Here is a 19,813-nt window from a genome sequence, read left to right as displayed (position 1 = left end):
CCTTTGACTATTGAAATAACAATTTGTCCATTCTCTATAATAGAAGAATATGTGCTTTTTATAAAGTGAAACTTTTTAGCATGAAAAGAGAGAGGGCTTACATTATAGTGGATGATTGTGACAAAATTGGTGAAATTTCATGCCCATAGCAATCATTTTTGCGGTATAATAAAAGCAACTCGAATTAAAAGGAGAGTGCCTTCATGGGAAAAGCAATTCAAGATAAAGATACACAATTAGTATATTTAAAAGAGCGTTTAAATATGTTCATTGAAGTAATTGATACAATTGAACCTGAAGAAGTAGAATTAGAAGATGTAGATCGTCTTCTTGCAATGTTAGATGAATTAGAATTAAAATGTGAGCAATTTAAAAAAGACGAATAATATATTAAAAAGGCTGCCAATTCCAATTTGGTAGCCTTTTTCTGTGCGGATAATAGAAGGACGATAGAAAAAGAGGTATAATCAAGTTGTGAAAAATTTCATTTATGCTTTAATAGCGTGAAACAAATAAAAAGCTAAAGAGCATAACAATGGAATTTTCAGCTCATAACGTTTTGGTAGCGTTCACAATTGAGGGGGAAGTAACAATGGAAAAGCTTCAAGAAAGCATGTATCAACTAATTGTTGAAACGTCAACGAACTTACCGAAAGATGTTCGTCGTGCGATTCAACAAGCGAAAGAGCGAGAAAATGCAGGGACTCGTTCTGCGATGGCACTTGGCACAATTACAAATAATATTAAAATGGCTGATGATAACATCTCACCGATTTGCCAAGATACAGGGATGCCAACGTTTAAAATTTATACACCAGTTGGTGTGAATCAATTAAAGTTGAAGGAAGCTATCTATAATGCGCTTGAGCGGGCGACAAAAGATGGTAAACTTCGTCCAAATTCTGTTGACTCTCTTTTTGGAGACAATAGTGGAAATAATTTAGGACCAGGTACACCGGTTATTAAGTTTGAACAATGGGAAAAAGATTATATTGATGCACGTTTAATCCTAAAAGGTGGTGGCTGTGAGAATAAAAATATTCAATATAGCTTACCGTGTGAACTAGAAGGACTTGGACGAGCTGGCCGTGATTTAGAAGGAATTCGTAAATGCCTTCTTCATGCAGTATACCAAGCACAAGGTCAAGGATGTAGTGCTGGTGTAATTGGTGTTGGTATCGGGGGAGACCGCACATCAGGTTATGAATTAGCAAAAAATCAATTATTCCGTACATTAGATGATGTCAATCCAGTACCAGAGTTACAACAACTTGAAGAGTACGTATTAGAAAATGCGAATAAGCTTGGCATTGGTACGATGGGATTTGGTGGAGAAACAACTTTACTGGGCTGTAAAATTGGCGTGTATAACCGCCTGCCAGCTAGCTTCTACGTATCTGTGGCGTATAATTGCTGGGCATATCGCCGCCTAGGTGTAACAATCCATCCTGAAACAGGTGAAATTATGGATTGGTTATATCAAGAAGGTGAAGATACACTTCAGCATGAAGCACAAGAAAAAAAAGAGCAACGTGAGATTGTATTACAAGCACCAATTACAGAAGAGCAAATTCGTGGACTTCGCGTTGGTGATGTTGTAACAATTAATGGCATGATGTATACAGGTCGTGACGCAATCCATAAGCATTTAATGGATAATGATTGTCCAGTAGATTTAAATGGACAAATTATTTACCACTGTGGTCCAGTTGTTGTGAAAGATGACAATGACAATTGGCAAATTAAAGCAGCAGGTCCAACGACAAGTATTCGTGAAGAACCGTACCAAGGCGATATTATGAAGAAATTTGGTATTCGCGCTGTTATTGGAAAAGGCGGTATGGGTGCGAAAACATTAGCGGCTTTAGAAGAACACGGTGGCGTGTACTTAAACGCAATCGGCGGTGCCGCGCAATATTATGCTGAATGTATTAAAGAAGTGGAAGATGTTGATTTCTTACAATTTGGTATTCCAGAAGCAATGTGGCATTTACGCATTGAAGGTTTTAAAGCAGTTGTAACGATGGACTCTCATGGTAATAGTTTACATGCAGATGTTGATAAAACATCACTTGAAAAATTAGCGAGCTTTAAAGAGCCGGTATTTAAATAAACAAAAATGCATCTCGAATCTTTCGAGATGCATTTTTTGGTATATATAGAAAAACATGCACAGCATGAAAGTAAGTAAGGAAACAGAAACTACAGGTACGATTATATATGGAAAGGAGACTATTTATGAAATATAAATGGTTATATATCGGTCTCATTTTTTCAATTATGATGGCACTTGTTCCAGTTTCAACATTGGCTTATACAAATACTCCACATAACTGGGGAATCCCGCGTCCTAAAAATGAAACAGTACCAGATGCAGGAAAGTTATATACGGATTTACTGCAAAAAAATGGCGGGTTTTATTTAGGAGATACGAAGAAAAAAGATATTTATTTAACATTTGATAATGGATATGAGAATGGATACACAGGGAAAATTTTAGATGTATTAAAAGAGAAAAAAGTACCAGCAACTTTCTTTGTAACGGGGCATTACATTAAAACACAAAAAGATTTATTGTTAAGAATGAAGGATGAAGGACACATTATTGGAAATCATTCTTGGAGTCATCCTGATTTTACAGCGGTAAATGATGAGAAGCTTCGTGAAGAATTAACGAGTGTAACGGAAGAAATTAAAAAAGTAACTGGGCAAAAAGAAGTGAAATATGTACGTCCTCCGCGCGGCGTATTTAGTGAAAGAACGTTAGCTCTTACGAAAGAAATGGGCTACTATAATGTATTTTGGTCACTTGCATTTTTGGATTGGAAAGTGGATCAGCAAAGAGGATGGCAATATGCGCATAATAATGTTATGACGATGATTCACCCAGGATCTATTTTATTACTTCATGCAATATCAAAAGATAATGCAGAAGCACTTGCGAAAATCATTGATGATTTGCGCGAGAAAGGGTATCATTTTAAAAGTCTAGATGACTTAGTAAAAAGCAATCAACCGTAAGCATGTATGCTTACGGTTTTCTCATGCTATAATGATGTGTAAAAAGGATGGGGAAACGTATGTGGAGCGAACATGTTACGTTAGAGTATCCGTATCATTTTGAAGAAGTATTAAAACGTTTATCTTTTGATCCTCTTAACGTCATTCAATTAGATGAGAAAGTCATTTATATCCCGCTTTGCATAGAAGAGGAACAGGTTGTTGTTCGCTTACAAGGGATTGGTACTGTTCAAAATCCACAGTTTTGGATTTCTAGTCAGACAGGAGATCCGGAGAAAGTCATGAAACGAATGAGGGCCATTTTTCATTGGAATGAACCGTTTCAAGATATACAAAATCATTTTTTAAACACATCATTACGTCCACTATTTGAAACATATGCTTATACTCCAATTATTTTAGAATTTGATTATTTTGCTTGTCTTCTTCGCTGTATCATTCACCAACAAATAAATTTGAAATTTGCTACTGTGTTAACAGAACAATTTGTGAAACGGTATGGAACAGAGAAGAACGGTGTATTCTTTTTCCCCACTCCGGAAATAGTAGCAAATATTTCAATAGAAGAATTGAGAGAGCAGAAGTTTAGTCAGCGAAAGGCTGAATATATAGTAGGATTAGGTCGAAGTATTGTCAGTGGTACATTAAATTTAGCGAGTATAGAAACTGGGACGGAAGAAGAAGTTTCAGCACAATTGTTGCCAATTAGGGGAATTGGTGCATGGACAGTGCAAAACTTTTTAATGTTTGGGATTGGACGGAAAAATATGTTTCCGAAAGCGGACATTGGGATTCAGCGTGCAGTGCAAGGTATATTTCAATTAGATGATAAACCTGATGATGCATTTTTAGAAAAAGTGAAACAAGAGTGTGAACCATACTGCAGTTATGCAGCGTTATATTTATGGAAAAGTATAGAGTAGAGGTGTAATAATGATACAAAAGCAACATGAGAGTAAGTTGGAAGTTGGTCAAACGTTTCCTGTGACAATTAAACGTCTTGGGATTAACGGAGAAGGCGTTGGTTATTTTAAGAGACAAGTTGTTTTCATTCCAGGGGCATTACCAGGAGAAGAAGTTGTTGCAGAAACAACGAAAATTCAGCGTGGCTTCGCTGAAGCGAAAGTGAAAAAAGTTCGTAAAGCTTCACCGCATCGTGTGAAAGCACCGTGTCCAGTATATGAGGAGTGTGGCGGTTGTCAGCTGCAACATTTAGATTATAAAGAACAATTGAATCAAAAGCGTGATATCGTTGTACAAGCATTTGAGAAGTACATGAAAAACAGTATGGAAGAGAAAATTCGTCCAACGCTTGGCATGGAAAATCCATGGCATTACCGTAATAAGAGTCAATTACAAGTGGGGCGTAAAGACGAAAAGGTTATTACAGGGCTATATAAACAAAACTCACATCAGTTAATTGATATTGCTCACTGTATGATTCAACATAAAGCAACGAATGAAGCGACAAAAGTTGTAAGACGTATTTTAGAAAAATTAAATGTTTCTATTTACAATGAGAAAAAACAAAAAGGTTTAGTACGCACAATTGTAACACGTACTGCAGTTCAAACAGGGGAAGTACAAGTTACACTTATTACAACAAAAGAAGAATTACCAAATAAAGAACAATTTGTTGCAGAAGTACAAAAACAGATGCCAGCGGTTAAATCAATTATGCAAAATGTAAACTGGCGTAAAACATCTGTTATTTTTGGAGATAAAACATTTAAATTAGCTGGAAAAGAAGTAATTCAAGAAACACTTGGCGATTTATCATTTGAATTATCAGCACGTGCATTCTTCCAGTTGAATCCAGAACAAACAATTGTTTTATATGATGAAGCGAAAAAAGCAGCTGCGTTAACAGGCGATGAGAAAATTGTAGATGCGTATTGTGGTGTTGGTACAATCGGACTTTGGCTTGCGAACGATGCAGCGGAAGTACGTGGTATGGATGTAATTCCAGAAGCGATTGCAGATGCAAGAAAAAATGCGAAGCGTCACGGATTTACAAATACGAAATATGAAGCAGGTAAAGCTGAACAATGGTTACCGAAATGGGTAAAAGAAGGATGGCGTCCAGATGTAATTGTTGTCGATCCACCACGTACAGGTTGCGATGATAAATTACTGGAAACGATTTTAAAGGTGAAACCGAAACAAGTTGTGTACGTGTCTTGTAATCCTTCTTCATTAGCACGTGATGTACAAGCATTAATGAAGAGTTATGAAGTGGAGTATGTGCAACCAGTTGATATGTTCCCGCATACTGCGCATGTAGAAAATGTAGTTAGATTAAAGTTGAAATAAGAAGGATTAAAAATGTTGATGTAGTTAACTACATCAACATTTTTTGTTATGCTGGCAGCTAAATCACGTTACGTAATCAATATACATACTTTCTGTATGAAGTATATGAAATTATTTTCTGCATTTGAAAAGAATTTGTAAAAATATACAGTATTCAGATTGTATAGACCACTTTGTATTAATAAATTACAATATGGATGTAACATAGCAATTTTGCTATAGAAAATAAGCTGAAAGGGAGAAGATTTATGAAAAAATGGTTGGCATTGTTTGTTTTTGGGATGGTTTCTTTATTTGCAACTTCTGCACATGCGGAATCATATGAAACAACAAAAACATTAAAAGTATATGAAAGTCGTAGTTTTAATTCGCCTGTGAAAAAAGAACTGCAGCCAGGAGAAAGGGTTTATGTTACAAATCAACATCCTAGTGGATGGTGGAAGATAAGTGGTGGATTTATCGCACCAGAGGGCGCTAAAGTAGAAATTAATCGAACTTTTGAAGCTTTTGATTGGATTAATATGGACAGTGCGAAGTACGTATTTGGTCCTCAAACTGTTATTGCACGTGATGGTACACTAAGAGGTGAAATTTTGATTGATACATATTTGGGGCAGAAGTGGACAAGTGTAAATGGAATGCCACAAATAATGAAGCAGAATTTTGCAGCATACAGTAGCCCTGAAGCTAAAAATCCAGATGCTTGGTTCGCTCCACAAACGGTTAATATTTTGCAGACAAAAGAAAACGGTTGGTCTTTAATTAACACGTATTTAGGGCCAAAGTGGATTGTTCGTTATCCACACGTGGAACATATTAATCGTGATTTTTATGCATACAATGAACCTAAGTACATGCATCACGGTGTGAAATTCTCAGCCCAATCTGTAAGAGTACTTCAACAAGGAGAAAATGGTTGGAAGAAAATTAAGGTTGAGGTTGGAGAAAAATGGATTGCACCACAAGGATCTTATTACCATGTCCCAAATGTATTTACGGCATTTGATCAACCTTTCGGTAGAGCAATCGGTACTTTTGCACCACAAACTGTATTTGTAGTTGAAGAATCTACAACATCATTTGGTTGGTTAAAAATTAGAACATACTTAGGAGATTCCTGGATTCGAACGAATCGTAATTAGTAAATAGATTACTTTATTCCTTTTAGAATGAAGTAACAATATGTTATAGTTCCCTCATATGGAAAAGCTGTATGAGGGATTATATTTTTAGCCCATTAAGACAAGGAGAATACGATGAATAATTATAAATTAACGATTCAGTACGATGGTGCACGTTTTAAAGGATGGCAACGTCTTGGTAATAACGATAATACGATTCAAGGAAAAATCGAAAGTGTCATATCTGAAATGATCGGAAAAGAAATTGAAATTATCGGTTGTAGTAGAACAGACGCTGGTGTACATGCTTTGAATCAAGTTGCTAACTTTCAAAGTGATGAGAAGTTAGTGGAACATAAAGTGAAAAAATATTTAAATCAATATTTACCTAATGATATTAGCATTACGAATGTGGAAGAAGTACATGATCGTTTCCATGCTCGTTACAATTCTAAAGCAAAAACATATCTGTATAAAATTTGGAATGAAGAGCATACAAATCCATTTATGCGTAAATACAGCATGCATGTGAATAAAAAATTAAATGTGAAAAGCATGAAAGCAGCTGCAAAACATTTAGTTGGTTCACATGACTTTACTGCTTTTTCAAATGCGAAATCAAAGAAAAAATCTATGGTTCGAGAAGTATATACACTTGATGTGATGGAAGAGGCAGGATTTGTACAAATTAGAGTAAGTGGGAACGGATTCCTTCATAACATGGTAAGAAAAATTGTTGGGGCATTAATTGAAGTTGGATTAGGACAATTAGATGCTGAAGCAATTCCAAACATTTTAGAAGAAAAGCAGCGCAATCAAATTAATTGTCTTGCTGAGGCAAGTGGGTTGTATTTAGAGAATGTTGAGTTTTAATGGCAAATAAAAAAATCGGGCTAAGTAGCTCGATTTTTTTAGTATTACGAAGATTTCTCGTTTTTTATATGTAGCTTCAAATTCCAAAAAGCAGCAAGCATAATAGCTGCAAAGGAGCCCGAAATTGTTCCTAATAGCTTTGCATAAGGAGAGCTGCTTACATCGGAATTAATGAATAACATCATACAGAGCATGGCAGGGAAAAAGTATAAGTATTGTAATAACTTTAATTTTTTATCATTACTCATATATATAGCCCCTTTCTAGCATGTTATATGTTCATTGTAACATATTTTACCAAATTATTTTTTGCATTTGGAGAAATGTTCATTTCATATGTGTAAATGCAGTTTTTTAATTCGATATTGTAAATTTTGTCTACTTAATCCTAAAAATTTTGCAGCTTGTGAGATGTTACCGTGATTCTCTTTAAGAATTTGATTGATGTAGTTTTTTTCCATTTTTTCTATTGTGTGTTTTAAAGTTTTAGGTGCATCAGTATTGTGATTAGTTAGTGTATGCTGCATGTTGAATTCTTTTTTTATTTGTTCGCGAAAGCGAGTAGGAAGATGAAAAGCTGTAATGATGGTTTCATCTTCTATCAAGTTCATGGAACCTTCAATTATATGTTCCAATTCCCGTACGTTTCCAGGCCAATCGTATGCATAGAAAAATTCACTTACATTTACATCTACATCGGTTACGTTGAGCACGAATTGAGTATTATATTTTTTAATAAAGTGCTGAACAAGAGCTGGAATATCTTCTTTTCTTTCCCGTAAAGGCGGAAGACATAAAGTAACGACGCTTAATCGGTAATATAAGTCTTCTCTTAATCGATCATGTGCGATGGCTTCGAAGGGATCTTCATTAATAGTTGCTATAATACGAACATCAATTTCTTTTTCGTGTGTACCTCCGATTCTTCTTATTGTTTTTTCTTGTATAGCCCGTAGCAACTTAGCTTGAAGAATTGGGCTTAATGAATTGATTTCATCTAATAACAAAGTTCCTCCGTTTGATTCTTCGAATAAACCTGGTTTATCTATTGCTCCTGTAAAGGCACCTCGATTTGTACCAAATAATAGGCTTTCCATTAAGGTATCAGGTATAGCGGCACAGTTTTGTGAAATAAAAGGTTTTGTTGAACGCTGACTTTCATTATGGATGCTTTGTGCAAATAGTTCCTTACCAGTACCTGTTTCTCCTACGAGAAGTATGGAGGAAGATGTACGAATTACTCTTTTTCCTTCTGTAATAATGGATTGAATTGCTTCAGAATCACCAATTATGTGATCAAAGGTAAATTTAGTGCTTTGTTTTCGAGAAGGGCCTATTCTTATTGTTTGCTTTAAGTGACTGATCTCTTTTGATATTTCAATGGCACCTTTAATTTTTCCATTTTCTATTATAGGGAAAGTATCGTTAATCGTTGTAATTTCTTGTCCTTTATTGTTAAAATACGTTTGTTTTATATTTTTCTTTGTTTTTCCAAATTTTAATGCCTCTATAAGAGTACTATTTTTATTTTCTTCAAATGCAAATACCTCTAAAGGACTTTTATATAGCACATCTAAGCGATCCATTGATTCAATTTCCATCATTTTGCGGTTATAGACAATCGTTTTACTTTCCTCATTAATAATATGAATCCCGATATCGAGTTCATTGAGTAAAGTTTCATATAGCATATTCATTTCAATGATCTGTTTAAAATTAATGTCTTCTGTACGCATAGATTATCTTCTCCTCATTTCACCCTATGAAGACTGACTTTTTATAATTTTATTAAAATTCTTATAAAACCGCAAAATTTTTTGCTATTTTCCTTTTAAAACTTCTCAAATGATAGAAAAATTTTGCGGTTGTGCACGCTTTTTTGTGTGAAACTCTCATTTAATATATGAATCAGAGACTTGGTACGTATTTTGCATAAATAATATTCGAAATCTCTAGAGGGGAGAATATGAATTTTTATAGGATATACAACGTTGCGGTGTCAATTAATAAGAGGGGGAATTTATAAAGTGAAGACAGTTATAGAAGGTGTGTATAGTCCTTGTTATGGAAAAGTAGAGAAGTTATTTGTTACGGAAAGTTCTTACGTATACGAGTGGGAGAAATTAGCGTTAATTGAAACAATAGATAAACAGAAAGTAGAAATTAAGATAGGGATCAGTGGTTATATTGAATCATTAGAAGTAGTAGAAGGACAAGCTATTGCTGATCAAAAGTTATTAATAACAGTAAGGGATGACCTTTTAGTAACAGGCAGTGATTAATGTAAGTGACGTGTAATTTTGCTCTTTTAACTCATTATTTTTACGGTGAATAATTTTAAAAACGCTTACATTAAATGGGTTGGCAAAGTGAAAAGGGGGATTTATATGATGGATCAAAACCAAGGATTAAAAAGAGAATTGAAAAGCAGGCACATATTTATGATTGCACTCGGTGGAGTTATTGGTACAGGACTTTTTTTAGGGTCAGGTTATACGATTCATGAAGCTGGACCTGGAGGAGCAATTGTAGCGTATCTTGTCGGTGGATTTGTAATGTATTTAACGATGCTCTGTTTAGGAGAATTAGCTGTTGCGATGCCTGACGCAGGGTCTTATCAAACGTATGCGACAAAGCACATTTCCCCTGCAGCGGGTTATGTAGTGGGATGGATGTCGTGGTTAAACTGGTCTGCTACGATAGGCATTGAATTAATTGCAGTTAGTATTTTGATGAAACGCTGGTTTCCCGATGTACCGTCATGGATTTGGTGTGTAGTGTTCGCAGTACTGCTCTTTGCTATTAATGCGTTATCTTCAAGAAGTTTTGCGGAAGTGGAATTTTGGTTTGCAAGTATTAAAGTAATTACAATTATTGCATTTATTATTTTGGGCGGGGCAGCAATGTTTGGTTTTCTAGATATGAAAGGAAATGAACCAGCGCCAATGTTCTCTAGCTTTACTGATTATGGTGGATTGTTTCCAAATGGATTATCAGCTATTTTAATTACAATGATTGCAGTTAATTTTTCTTTCCAAGGAACAGAATTAGTTGGTATTGCAGCAGGTGAGAGTGAAAATCCAGAGAAAACGATCCCGAAGGCAATTAACAATACAGTTTGGCGTATACTTGTTTTCTTTGTACTATCTATTTTTATTCTTGCTGGACTATTCCCTTGGCAGCAAGCAGGAGTAATAGAAAGTCCATTCGTAGTTGTATTTGATAAAATTGGTATTCCTTATGCAGCAGATATTATAAATTTCGTTATTATTACAGCAGTACTATCCGTTGCGAATTCAGGATTATATGCAACTTCGCGTATGCTATGGTCTATGTCTAATCAAGGAATGATTAGTCCAATTTTTGGCAAGTTATCTAAAAACGGTGTTCCTATTTATGCATTAATCGTAAGCACAATTGTAGGGTGTCTCTCACTACTATCAGGTATTTATGCGGAAGATACAGTTTATTTATGGCTGCTTTCTATCGCTGGGTTCGGAGCGATACTAGTTTGGGCATCTATTGCTTTATCAAATTTATTAGCTAGAAGGTCATACATGAAGCGGGGCGGGGATGTTAAGGACTTGAAATTTAAAACACCATTGTATCCATTTGTACCACTTCTTGCGTTAGTATTAAATTTAACAGTAATCGTTGGCATGGCCTTTATTCCAGAACAAAGAATGGCATTGTATTGTGGTATTCCATTTATGATTGTTTGTTTACTGTTTTATCGTGCTACAAGAAATAAGGGAAGTAATGTGGAGCATATTGAAAAGACAAATACAACGGAAGTAGAGAATTTATAATAGTGATTAATTAGGAGACTGTAAAATTGTAAACAGTCTCTTTTTTTGTGAAAATAAAGCTGGAAACATACTATGTATGCAAAGGGGAATTAGCGATGAATCCAGAAGTTTCGCAGTTGTTAAAACAAATAGATTCAAGGAAAGAGGAATTACTAGAACTTACAAAAACTTTAATTCGTTTTGAAACACCAGCACCACCAGCGAGAAATACAAATGAAGCGCAAGAATTTATTGCAGAGTTTTTAAGAAAACGAAATTTTAGTATTGATAAATGGGATGTATATCGGAATGATCCGAACGTTGTTGGAGTAAAAAAAGGAATAAAAAGTGACTCATATAAAAGTCTTATTATTAATGGGCATATGGATGTAGCTGAAGTTTCAGCAGATGAGGCGTGGGAAACAAATCCATTTAATCCATTTATAAAAGATGGCTGGTTAGTTGGACGTGGCGCAGCAGATATGAAAGGTGGGTTGGCTGGAGCGCTATTTGCCATTCAACTTTTACAAGAAGCTGGTATTGAATTACCTGGAGATTTAACTTTTCAATCAGTAATTGGAGAAGAAGTTGGAGAAGCAGGTACACTTCAATGCTGCAAAAGGGGTTACGATGCTGATTTTGCAGTCGTAGTGGATACGAGTGATTTACATATGCAAGGGCAAGGCGGTGTCATTACTGGATGGATTACAGTGAAAAGTCCGCAAACGTTTCATGATGCAACGCGTAGACAAATGATCCATGCTGGAGGACGTTTATTTGGAGCGAGTGCGATTGAAAAAATGATGAAAATTGTGCAAAGCTTACAAGAATTAGAGCGCCACTGGGCAGTCATGAAAACATATGAAGGCTATCCATCTGGAACAACAACAATTAATCCAGCTGTTATTGAGGGAGGAAGGCATGCGGCGTTCATTGCGGATGAGTGCCGATTGTGGATAACAGTGCACTTCTATCCGAATGAAACACATGAACAAATAATAAACGAAATTGAAGAGTATATTGGAAAGGTGGCAGCTGCCGATCCATGGTTAAGTGAAAATCCGCCACAATTTAAGTGGGGCGGAGAATCAATGATTGTAGATCGTGGTGAAATTTTTCCTTCTTTAGAAATAGATAGTGAACATACAGCTGTAAAAACGCTTAGCTCAGTACATGAATCAATTCTTTCTAAAAACGCAATTTTAGATATGTCTGCAACGGTAACGGATGGTGGTTGGTTTAGTGAATTTCATATTCCGGCTGTTATTTACGGACCAGGCACATTAGAGGAAGCTCATTCAATAAATGAGAAAGTAGAAGTAGAGCAGTTAATTGAATTTACAAAAGTAATAACAGCATTTATATATGAATGGTGTCATATGAAAAAATAGATTAGTATGTTGAAATAGTACAGGTATGTATACTTGTACTATTTTTTAGTGAACTATTTCAGAGTTAAATAGAAACAACTGAAATAGTTCTTTATTTTGCTATGTCTTTCGTTTCATTTCAAGTAATTTCTCTTTTGCTAATTCAACGGCAATCGCATCATCTAAATAGCCAATTGGAAAGAGATAGTCGGGAATAATATCTGTCGATAAAATGAAATAAAGTAATGCGCTCCCAAGAACTGCACGTTCTTCTTTTGAAATGGTTTCATTGCAAAATTGTTGATACATATCTGTTAATTGTTCAATAAAAGGACCAGCACTATCAATTTGCTCTAATTTGCTTGCGAAACTGTCACGAATACGATTTTCGCCTTCTGTTGTCTGGGCATAGCGTTCGTAATTTTCGAGTTCTTGTTTTACGCGAGTTGTAGTGTAATCGAAATCGAATAAGTTAGAGGATTGTAAAGTTTGCTGAATGGTATCAAGAGATGTGTACATATCCGTTTTTTCTTTATTTATGTGAGGAGAATCAGGGTACATTTCATCAAATAACAATTGGGGTGGAACTTGAAGACATTCTGCAAATTTTTGTAGATGTTTTTGTTTCGGCGGTTGTTTGCCATTAATAATTCTTGAGACCGTTGCAGGATCAATATTTGTAAGTATTCCTAGTTGGCGCATAGATAGGGCGCGTTCTTTTAAAAGTTTTTTTATTAATTTACCAAGCCGATCATTCGGGTTTTCATTAGCCATAGTGTAGGCACTCCTTTTTTAGTGTTGAAAAAATGTTGAGCATTTATTACAAGTATATGAAACAGACAGGCACAGTTGCTCAACATTTTCATAATATGCATTGAAAAGTGAGAAAAAGGGGTGACTATTTATGAGTACGGCAGGCTTATTTTCAATTTTTTTAATCGGGATCGCTTCTAATTTAGATAATGCAGGTGTTGGAATTGCGTATGGCATTCGTAAAATTCGTATTTCGTGGTTTAACAATTTTATCATCGCATTCTTTGGATTTTTATTTACTTTATTAGCGGGATTTTTTGGGAACTGGATTGCGTTATTTATTTCAGAGTTTACAGCAAACTTGATTGGAGCAATCGTTTTAGGGATAATCGGGGTGTTTATTTTATGCCAGCCTTTCTTGAGTCAAAAAAATACAGCAGGTTCTAAAGATGATAATGTACTTATGGGAATTTTACGTGATCCAGAAAAAGCAGATTTCGATGGATCTAAAACAATTAGTTTTTCTGAAGCACTTGTTTTAGGGGTTGCATTGTCTATTAATAATATCGCAGGTGGGTTCGATGCTGGAGTAACAAATTTAAACCTTTGGCTTACAGCGACTATTTCTGGGGTGTTTAGTTTTATTTGCATAAGTGGTTTTGGGTATGTAGGAAAACGATATTTAGCAGAATACTTAGGGAAATGGGCGACGGTTATTGCAGGAGTGTTATTAATTCTTATTGGGATCGATCAGTTGTTGTAAGGAGAGTAGAAAACAAGGTTCGAGTATTTCCTTGGAAATACAGCAAGGGATTGCATATATCGACGTACTTTTCTCCATACTAATACGGATTTCTTTTAAGAAAGGGGGATTTGTATGGGACGCGGGAAAGCATTTGATCATAAGAAAAAAGGGCATGATCATCAACCACCTAAAGGTGCGTTCATTCATAAAGATGTAAATGAACATACTTTGGAAGAGGAAGAGCTACCAGTAAATATTGAGGCGTATAAAAATAGTTTAAAAAAACATTAAAAGCACCTACATAGGTGCTTTTTTTACCGTATATCTTCAATTAATTGTTCGGATTCTTCATGCATACTGTACTCACTTAATACTTGAATGCAAAGCCACTTTAATTCTTCGATCGTATGCTCAAGTTCTTCAGGAAGCACATGGTGAATGTCTTCAAGTCCCATTCCGAAATGAATAAGTTCAAGTACTTGATCATCGATGTTCCGGTCCATTAATAGTTCAAGTACTTCTAAATTGAATATGTATCGGTGAGCTTCGTCGAGTGAAACAACTTTTAGCTTTAAGCTTTCTACAATACTCAATATAAAAAGAAGAATTGTTTTTTCAAGAACAGGTTGTTTTCCCATTTGAAATATTAGTTTCATCTTTCACACCTCCACATATAGCGCTAGGTTGTACTATATTATTCGGGAGGGGGGAGCAAATATGCATAATAAAGAGAAACTTTCAATACCGTTTTTGTATGGATATTGATAACAGATCAAATAAAAAAATCCCGCTATACTAGCAGGATAACTTTCCATTAAAAAATACTCCAGCCTTCTTGAGCAGAAAGAAGTTCAAGAATTTTAAAACCAGCGATACTATTTCCGTTTGCATCTAAAGCTGGCCCGAAAATACCGATTCCCATTTCACCTTTTACGCAGCCGAAAATGCCACCGGCTACACCACTTTTTGCAGGGATACCAACACGGATTGCAAATTCACCAGATTCGTTATACATACCACATGTGACCATAAATGTTTTGCAAATTTTTGTAATATGTTTAGGGATAATCTGTTTCTTTTTATATGGATCATATCCATCCATTGCAAAAATTAAGCCAATACGTGCTAAATCAATACAGTTTACTTCAACTGCACATTGACGAGTGTATAAATCCATAAGTTCTTCGATGTCACAATCGATAATTCCGTTTTGTTTCATATAGTAACAAAGTGAACGATTTAAGTAAGCTGTCTCTAATTCTGAATTGGCAACTTTAGAAGAATAATTAATAGTAGGATTATCTGTTATTTCACGTACAAAATGAAGGATACGCTCCATTTTTTCCTCGTTATCTTTTCCTGCTAACATGCTTGTAATAGCTAATGCTCCTGCATTAATCATTGGATTAAGGGGTTTGGACGGACTTGTCGTTTCTAACTTAATAATAGAATTAAATGGGTCACCCGTTGGTTCCATTCCAACTTTAGAAAATACATATTCTTCGCCACGGTCTAAAAGGGCAAGGGCAAGTGTAATTACTTTGGAAATACTTTGAAGAGTAAATAGTGTTTGTGAGTTGCCTGCATGGATATATTCTGATTCTTTATGGAAAATGGCAATCCCTAAATCGTCTGGATTTGCATTTCCTAGTTCGGGGATATAAGTAGCAAGTTTTCCTTTTTTTGTATATGGTTTTACTTGTTCTAACAACTGTTGTAAGTTGTTTGTTTCAATGCACTGCATAGTACCAACGCTCCTATTTCGAATTAACTAAGTTTACTTTTCCCGATATGCTCGGAAATAAATAATAACATGAAAAAGTGGAATGATAAAACGAAAGTTACATGTTCTATAGTAGGTCGTTCGTTTCGCGTCCTCTGTATTAAAAAAGGAGAATTTCCCTTTTATATAACAGTTTGGAAATAGGAGATTTATCCATAAAAAATCCAAAAATAAAAACTACACATCTATACAACTATATGTTATTATGGTTATGTAAATAGAAAGCGTTTTCTAAGGCGTACTTATAATGATAACGATTTCATAAATTGAATTAGGGGGAATTAAAATGTTGCAGTTTTTACAACGTATTGGTAAAGCTTTAATGCTTCCGATCGCAGTACTACCAGCAGCAGGATTATTGCTTCGTCTAGGACAAGAAGACGTATTAAACATTCCTGTTATGGCACAGGCCGGTGCAGCAATTTTTGATAATTTAGCACTTATTTTTGCAATTGGTGTTGCAATCGGCTTATCTGTTGACGGTAGTGGTGCAGCTGGTCTTGCAGGTGCAATTGGTTATTTAGTTATGAAGAATACAACTAATGCTTTAAGTGTTACTTACTCAACAGCAGAATTAAATGATAAATTAAAAAGTGTTCAAGATTTAGTCGGTTCAGTAGATCCAACTAAATTAGCAGATACGATGAATAAAGTTTCTAAAGCAGCAGCTTTGACACCAAAAATAAATATGGCTATACTCGGTGGTATTATTGCCGGGGTTATCGCTGGATTACTATACAACAAATTCCATAAGATTAAACTACCAGAATGGTTAGGATTCTTCGCTGGAAAACGTTTCGTACCGATCATTACGTCTATTGTAATGCTTCTTTTAGGATTATTATTTGGTCAAATTTGGCCAACAATCCAAACTGGTATTGATGCAGTGTCACACGGTATTGTAAACCTAGGTTCAATCGGTGCAGGGTTATTCGGATTATTAAACCGTTTATTAATTCCAATCGGTTTACATCACGTAATGAACACTTATTTCTGGTTTGTACTTGGTGACTTTACAAATGCAGCTGGTGATCTTGTTCATGGTGATATTGCTCGTTTCTTTGCAAAAGATCCATCAGCAGGTATGTTTATGACTGGTTTCTTCCCAGTTATGATGTTTGGTTTACCAGCAGCGTGTTTCGCAATGATTGCGGCTGCTAAACCAGAAAAACGCAAAGCAGTTACTGGTATGTTAGCTGGTTTAGCATTAACTTCATTCTTAACTGGTATTACAGAGCCAATCGAATTCTCATTCATGTTCTTATCACCAGTATTATATGGTGTGCATGCAGTATTAACAGGTCTTTCTTTATTCATAACAACATCACTTGGCATTCGTGATGGTTTCACATTTAGCGCAGGTGCTATTGATTATGTTATTAACTTTGGTATTGCAACAAAACCTGTATTATTAGCAGGTATCGGTTTAATTTATGCAGCAATTTACTTTGCAGTATTCTACTTCTTAATTAAGAAGTTCAACTTAAAAACTCCAGGTCGTGAAGATGACGATGAGTTAGTTGAAGATGTGGATGCACCAGTTGCAGGTTCAATTGGTGAAACTTACGTAGCAGCTCTAGGTGGAAAAGAAAACTTAACAGTTATTGATAACTGTGCAACACGTCTACGCTTACAAGTAAAAGATGCTAGTCAAGTAAACGAAGCAGCATTAAAACGTGCCGGTGCAAAAGGCGTTATGAAATTAAGTGACACAAGTGTACAAGTTATCGTAGGTACAAATGTTGAATCTGTTGCCGATGATATGAAAAAACACGTATAAATAATGAGATAAGAGGATGTCCAAAAAGATTGATAACATCAATTTTTTACAGGATATCCTCTTTTTTTTTGATAATTTAAAGGGAATCTTACTTTTGTAAATTTTCTTTTTCTTTTTTGTACATATGGGTTGGTAATATCTGCAGTGCGTGATAAAGTAGGGATGATATAGAATGGATTATCCATAATCTACTAAAATAAATCTTTAGTAGAGGAATTAAATTATTGGTGAGTAAGGGGAAAAAAGCAATTATGGATCAGGAAAAAAATAATGCGAATGGGAAAGCACATCGGCCGATTGTATACATAAAAAGGACAATCATTCTCGTCTTACTATTATCACTTGTATATTTCATGTATACAAAAATTGTTGAGCATAATAAGAAAGAAGAAACTTTAAAAGCGGCAGCAGAAATGAAGAAACAAGAAGAGCTAAAAAAGAAAGAAGAAGAAAAAAAGAAGCAAGAAGAACAAAAACAAAAAGAGCAGGAAGAACAAGTGAAGCAAGCGCAAGCTGCGGAACAGCCTACTGAAGGACCACCTCAAGAAATTAATGAAAACGCTCAATTGGACCAGTATTTACAAAACGCAGGATTTAGCGGGACAGCTGTTATTGTGAAGAACGGAAAAGTTCTTCTGAATAAAGGGTACGGTATGGCAAATAAAGAGCAGCAAGTACCCAATAATTCAGAGACGACTTTTTATATTGGTTCTATTTCAAAGGCGTTTGTAGCAACCGCTATTATGCAGTTGAAAGATCAAAAAAAATTACAAGTAGAAGATACTGTTGCGAAGTATATTCCAGATTTTCCACAAGGTAATAGTATTCAGCTAAAACATCTATTAACACATACATCAGGGATTCCAGAATATGAGCAGGGAAAAGAAGATATTTCTCATGAAGAACTGATAAAGCGAATAGGAAATCAAAAGCGTATTGGTGGTCCAGGAGAGAAGTGGAAGTATTCCGATTCGAACTACTCTATACTTGCATACATTGCCGAGAAGGTAAGTGGACAGCCGCTCGAAGAATATATTAAACAACATATTTTTGCTACTGTGGGTATGAAACATTCTGGTTTTGGCACAGAATTAGAACAAACAAGATTCCCATCAACGGGTTATAAAATAGTAAATAACAATATGACAACACCTAATATTCCGAGCATGTCACAACTATATGGTTGTGGTGATATATATACGAGTGCACATGATTTATATTTATTTAACGAAGCACTCTTCTCTGGAAAGTTAATTTCAAAAGAGAGCTATGATCAAATGTTTACAGGTGGAAAAAAAGATTACGGATTTGGATGGTACGTAGACCCAGGAAGTTATTCGAATCACGGTGTAATGCCAGGATGGAATTGCTTAAATGGATTTAGTAAAAGCGGAAGTGTGTATGTCGTTTTATTATCTAACATCCAAAACAACATTAAATCGTTTGGTAAAGTGAATAACGACATTTATACAATGTTGCGGAATATTGAAGTGTAAGAAACTATCCTTTTGGATAGTTTTTTTTATGCCCTTAAACAAATATTTCTTTTAGAAAATGTATGTCTTACCTATCACAAAAATATCTGTTTTGTATACATTAAGATGTATGGATGTAAAATTTTGTAATCTAAAAATAATAGGAGGAGAAGTGTATGTGTCTGTTCGGAAAATATTGGCATAAGTTATCAAGATTATTTAATAGACAATTAGGCTATTTTTTAGATGACAAATTATTGCCTGCTGTGGAACGACTTTTATTTTCGCAAAACTTTGCAAGGTTTATTCAAAGAAACTCTAAGCAAGCTACGGAAGAATTTATAAAATCAAGCCAATTTCAATCTATTATTTGTAATATTTTAAAAGAATGCAATACATCACCTTTTAAAGAAATTGCAAAGCAGTATTTAGGTAAAAACGTAGAAATTACGGTGACGGTTGGACAATTAACAGGCGTTATTGTAGCAGTTGGTGATGATTTCTTAACATTGCAAGAAGGAATAGGAACTGAAGTTTTATTACCATTTACAAGCATTATATCAATTAAAGAAGTGTAAGAAAGGAGAGTTATATATGTTATTTACTGATGAATTACGTAACCATGTTGGTGAGCTAGTGCAAGTTGTGACAGCTGTAGAAATTGTTACAGGCATTCTTTTATCTGTGACAGATGGGGCGATAATTGTGCGTACTTCTCCTTCTTATGGACCACCGGAAGATGTAATTGTGCGTACTCCTATTATTGCTTATGTTCGATTGGAAGGGTAAGC

22 protein-coding genes are annotated in these 19,813 nt (G+C 35.1%); 17 read left to right on the top strand and 5 right to left on the bottom strand.

Going from position 1 to position 19,813, the window contains the following annotated elements:
- Window positions 1–203: 203 nt before the first annotated feature.
- The 7 genes from N2V92_RS05150 to truA all read left to right on the top strand — a co-directional run bounded on the left by N2V92_RS05150 (window position 204) and on the right by truA (window position 7,328).
- A complete protein-coding gene (locus N2V92_RS05150; RefSeq protein WP_000513558.1) occupies window positions 204–386 on the top strand; it encodes an SE1561 family protein in 183 nt (60 codons plus the stop codon).
- Window positions 387–592: 206 nt separating this feature from the next.
- Entirely contained in the window at window positions 593–2,113 is a 1,521-nt protein-coding gene (gene fumA / locus N2V92_RS05145) for a class I fumarate hydratase (protein ID WP_000413525.1), read from the top strand.
- 125 nt (window positions 2,114–2,238) lie between these two features.
- Window positions 2,239–3,021 carry a delta-lactam-biosynthetic de-N-acetylase gene (gene pdaA, locus N2V92_RS05140; protein WP_000875970.1) on the top strand — a complete coding sequence of 261 codons (783 nt, stop codon included), beginning with the start codon at window positions 2,239–2,241 and terminating at the stop codon, window positions 3,019–3,021.
- A 59-nt stretch (window positions 3,022–3,080) separates the two neighbouring features.
- A complete protein-coding gene (locus N2V92_RS05135; RefSeq protein WP_000269427.1) occupies window positions 3,081–3,944 on the top strand; it encodes a DNA-3-methyladenine glycosylase family protein in 864 nt (287 codons plus the stop codon).
- Window positions 3,945–3,954: 10 nt separating this feature from the next.
- Window positions 3,955–5,334: a 23S rRNA (uracil(1939)-C(5))-methyltransferase RlmD gene (gene rlmD, locus N2V92_RS05130; protein ID WP_000615212.1), complete on the top strand. Its 1,380-nt coding sequence runs from the start codon at window positions 3,955–3,957 to the stop codon at window positions 5,332–5,334.
- Between the two features lie 248 nt (window positions 5,335–5,582).
- Window positions 5,583–6,476: a hypothetical protein gene (locus N2V92_RS05125; protein WP_000758929.1), complete on the top strand. Its 894-nt coding sequence runs from the start codon at window positions 5,583–5,585 to the stop codon at window positions 6,474–6,476.
- 114 nt (window positions 6,477–6,590) lie between these two features.
- Window positions 6,591–7,328: a tRNA pseudouridine(38-40) synthase TruA gene (gene truA / locus N2V92_RS05120; RefSeq protein WP_001067298.1), complete on the top strand. Its 738-nt coding sequence runs from the start codon at window positions 6,591–6,593 to the stop codon at window positions 7,326–7,328.
- 44 nt (window positions 7,329–7,372) lie between these two features.
- Here the strand turns inward: truA and N2V92_RS05115 are convergent, their stop codons facing one another.
- Both N2V92_RS05115 and N2V92_RS05110 read right to left on the bottom strand, forming a co-directional pair.
- Window positions 7,373–7,576 carry a hypothetical protein gene (locus N2V92_RS05115; RefSeq protein WP_000063865.1) on the bottom strand — a complete coding sequence of 68 codons (204 nt, stop codon included), beginning with the start codon at window positions 7,574–7,576 and terminating at the stop codon, window positions 7,373–7,375.
- An 84-nt stretch (window positions 7,577–7,660) separates the two neighbouring features.
- Window positions 7,661–9,064 carry a sigma-54 interaction domain-containing protein gene (locus tag N2V92_RS05110; protein ID WP_001258425.1) on the bottom strand — a complete coding sequence of 468 codons (1,404 nt, stop codon included), beginning with the start codon at window positions 9,062–9,064 and terminating at the stop codon, window positions 7,661–7,663.
- A gap of 291 nt (window positions 9,065–9,355) precedes the next feature.
- Between N2V92_RS05110 and N2V92_RS05105 the strand changes: the two genes are divergently transcribed.
- From N2V92_RS05105 to N2V92_RS05095, 3 genes are all read left to right on the top strand, one after another.
- A complete protein-coding gene (locus N2V92_RS05105; RefSeq protein ID WP_000859489.1) occupies window positions 9,356–9,610 on the top strand; it encodes a biotin/lipoyl-containing protein in 255 nt (84 codons plus the stop codon).
- Window positions 9,611–9,715: 105 nt separating this feature from the next.
- On the top strand, window positions 9,716–11,137 hold the full coding sequence (locus N2V92_RS05100; RefSeq protein WP_000969252.1) for an amino acid permease: 1,422 nt from the start codon (window positions 9,716–9,718) through the stop codon (window positions 11,135–11,137).
- Between the two features lie 95 nt (window positions 11,138–11,232).
- Window positions 11,233–12,507, top strand: coding sequence for an acetylornithine deacetylase (locus N2V92_RS05095; RefSeq protein ID WP_001067752.1), 1,275 nt, complete (start codon window positions 11,233–11,235; stop codon window positions 12,505–12,507).
- A 99-nt stretch (window positions 12,508–12,606) separates the two neighbouring features.
- On the opposite strand, the gene N2V92_RS05090 is transcribed toward N2V92_RS05095, so the two are convergent.
- Complete coding sequence (locus N2V92_RS05090) at window positions 12,607–13,260, bottom strand: DUF1232 domain-containing protein (RefSeq protein WP_001262777.1); 654 nt, start codon at window positions 13,258–13,260, stop codon at window positions 12,607–12,609.
- Between the two features lie 130 nt (window positions 13,261–13,390).
- On the opposite strand from N2V92_RS05090, the gene ytaF reads away from it, so the two are divergent.
- The gene (ytaF, locus tag N2V92_RS05085; protein WP_000100730.1) at window positions 13,391–14,002 is read left to right on the top strand and encodes a sporulation membrane protein YtaF; all 612 of its coding nucleotides are present in this window, start codon (window positions 13,391–13,393) and stop codon (window positions 14,000–14,002) included.
- A gap of 114 nt (window positions 14,003–14,116) precedes the next feature.
- Entirely contained in the window at window positions 14,117–14,275 is a 159-nt protein-coding gene (locus tag N2V92_RS05080; RefSeq protein WP_000532409.1) for a hypothetical protein, read from the top strand.
- A 23-nt stretch (window positions 14,276–14,298) separates the two neighbouring features.
- On the opposite strand, the gene N2V92_RS05075 is transcribed toward N2V92_RS05080, so the two are convergent.
- Entirely contained in the window at window positions 14,299–14,640 is a 342-nt protein-coding gene (locus tag N2V92_RS05075; RefSeq protein ID WP_000766603.1) for a DUF3969 family protein, read from the bottom strand.
- A 158-nt stretch (window positions 14,641–14,798) separates the two neighbouring features.
- Window positions 14,799–15,728: a glutaminase A gene (gene glsA, locus N2V92_RS05070; protein ID WP_001149844.1), complete on the bottom strand. Its 930-nt coding sequence runs from the start codon at window positions 15,726–15,728 to the stop codon at window positions 14,799–14,801.
- A 69-nt stretch (window positions 15,729–15,797) separates the two neighbouring features.
- On the opposite strand from glsA, the gene N2V92_RS05065 reads away from it, so the two are divergent.
- The 5 genes from N2V92_RS05065 (at window position 15,798) to N2V92_RS05045 (ending at window position 19,811) form a co-directional block, all read left to right on the top strand.
- Window positions 15,798–15,911 carry a hypothetical protein gene (locus tag N2V92_RS05065; RefSeq protein WP_003276512.1) on the top strand — a complete coding sequence of 38 codons (114 nt, stop codon included), beginning with the start codon at window positions 15,798–15,800 and terminating at the stop codon, window positions 15,909–15,911.
- A gap of 142 nt (window positions 15,912–16,053) precedes the next feature.
- The gene (gene nagE / locus N2V92_RS05060) at window positions 16,054–17,547 is read left to right on the top strand and encodes an N-acetylglucosamine-specific PTS transporter subunit IIBC (protein WP_000938888.1); all 1,494 of its coding nucleotides are present in this window, start codon (window positions 16,054–16,056) and stop codon (window positions 17,545–17,547) included.
- Between the two features lie 251 nt (window positions 17,548–17,798).
- Window positions 17,799–19,043, top strand: a complete 1,245-nt coding sequence (locus tag N2V92_RS05055) for a serine hydrolase domain-containing protein (protein ID WP_000371815.1) — start codon at window positions 17,799–17,801, stop codon at window positions 19,041–19,043.
- Window positions 19,044–19,198: 155 nt separating this feature from the next.
- Window positions 19,199–19,600, top strand: a complete 402-nt coding sequence (locus N2V92_RS05050; RefSeq protein WP_000335512.1) for a hypothetical protein — start codon at window positions 19,199–19,201, stop codon at window positions 19,598–19,600.
- 16 nt (window positions 19,601–19,616) lie between these two features.
- The gene (locus tag N2V92_RS05045; RefSeq protein ID WP_000899475.1) at window positions 19,617–19,811 is read left to right on the top strand and encodes a hypothetical protein; all 195 of its coding nucleotides are present in this window, start codon (window positions 19,617–19,619) and stop codon (window positions 19,809–19,811) included.
- Window positions 19,812–19,813 lie beyond the last annotated feature (2 nt).

It is taken from the genome of Bacillus sp. CH_48, from assembly GCF_038008465.1.
GTDB classification, from domain to species: domain Bacteria; phylum Bacillota; class Bacilli; order Bacillales; family Bacillaceae_G; genus Bacillus_A; species Bacillus_A thuringiensis_S.
Note: the sequence above shows the minus strand (reverse complement) of the source record. Positions and strands in the feature narration are given on the sequence as shown.

Coding starts and splice junctions, on each gene's coding strand:
- N2V92_RS05080 (WP_000532409.1), top strand. CDS start 14,117: ATGGGACGCGGGAAAGCATTTGATCATAAGAAAAAAGGGCATGATCAT.
- N2V92_RS05065 (WP_003276512.1), top strand. CDS start 15,798: ATGAAAAAGTGGAATGATAAAACGAAAGTTACATGTTCTATAGTAGGT.
- truA (WP_001067298.1), top strand. CDS start 6,591: ATGAATAATTATAAATTAACGATTCAGTACGATGGTGCACGTTTTAAA.
- N2V92_RS05125 (WP_000758929.1), top strand. CDS start 5,583: ATGAAAAAATGGTTGGCATTGTTTGTTTTTGGGATGGTTTCTTTATTT.
- pdaA (WP_000875970.1), top strand. CDS start 2,239: ATGAAATATAAATGGTTATATATCGGTCTCATTTTTTCAATTATGATG.
- N2V92_RS05110 (WP_001258425.1), bottom strand. CDS start 9,064: ATGCGTACAGAAGACATTAATTTTAAACAGATCATTGAAATGAATATG.
- N2V92_RS05115 (WP_000063865.1), bottom strand. CDS start 7,576: ATGAGTAATGATAAAAAATTAAAGTTATTACAATACTTATACTTTTTC.
- nagE (WP_000938888.1), top strand. CDS start 16,054: ATGTTGCAGTTTTTACAACGTATTGGTAAAGCTTTAATGCTTCCGATC.
- glsA (WP_001149844.1), bottom strand. CDS start 15,728: ATGCAGTGCATTGAAACAAACAACTTACAACAGTTGTTAGAACAAGTA.
- N2V92_RS05090 (WP_001262777.1), bottom strand. CDS start 13,260: ATGGCTAATGAAAACCCGAATGATCGGCTTGGTAAATTAATAAAAAAA.
- N2V92_RS05150 (WP_000513558.1), top strand. CDS start 204: ATGGGAAAAGCAATTCAAGATAAAGATACACAATTAGTATATTTAAAA.
- N2V92_RS05095 (WP_001067752.1), top strand. CDS start 11,233: ATGAATCCAGAAGTTTCGCAGTTGTTAAAACAAATAGATTCAAGGAAA.
- N2V92_RS05045 (WP_000899475.1), top strand. CDS start 19,617: ATGTTATTTACTGATGAATTACGTAACCATGTTGGTGAGCTAGTGCAA.
- ytaF (WP_000100730.1), top strand. CDS start 13,391: ATGAGTACGGCAGGCTTATTTTCAATTTTTTTAATCGGGATCGCTTCT.
- rlmD (WP_000615212.1), top strand. CDS start 3,955: ATGATACAAAAGCAACATGAGAGTAAGTTGGAAGTTGGTCAAACGTTT.
- N2V92_RS05055 (WP_000371815.1), top strand. CDS start 17,799: ATGGATCAGGAAAAAAATAATGCGAATGGGAAAGCACATCGGCCGATT.
- N2V92_RS05100 (WP_000969252.1), top strand. CDS start 9,716: ATGATGGATCAAAACCAAGGATTAAAAAGAGAATTGAAAAGCAGGCAC.
- N2V92_RS05135 (WP_000269427.1), top strand. CDS start 3,081: ATGTGGAGCGAACATGTTACGTTAGAGTATCCGTATCATTTTGAAGAA.
- N2V92_RS05075 (WP_000766603.1), bottom strand. CDS start 14,640: ATGAAACTAATATTTCAAATGGGAAAACAACCTGTTCTTGAAAAAACA.
- fumA (WP_000413525.1), top strand. CDS start 593: ATGGAAAAGCTTCAAGAAAGCATGTATCAACTAATTGTTGAAACGTCA.
- N2V92_RS05050 (WP_000335512.1), top strand. CDS start 19,199: ATGTGTCTGTTCGGAAAATATTGGCATAAGTTATCAAGATTATTTAAT.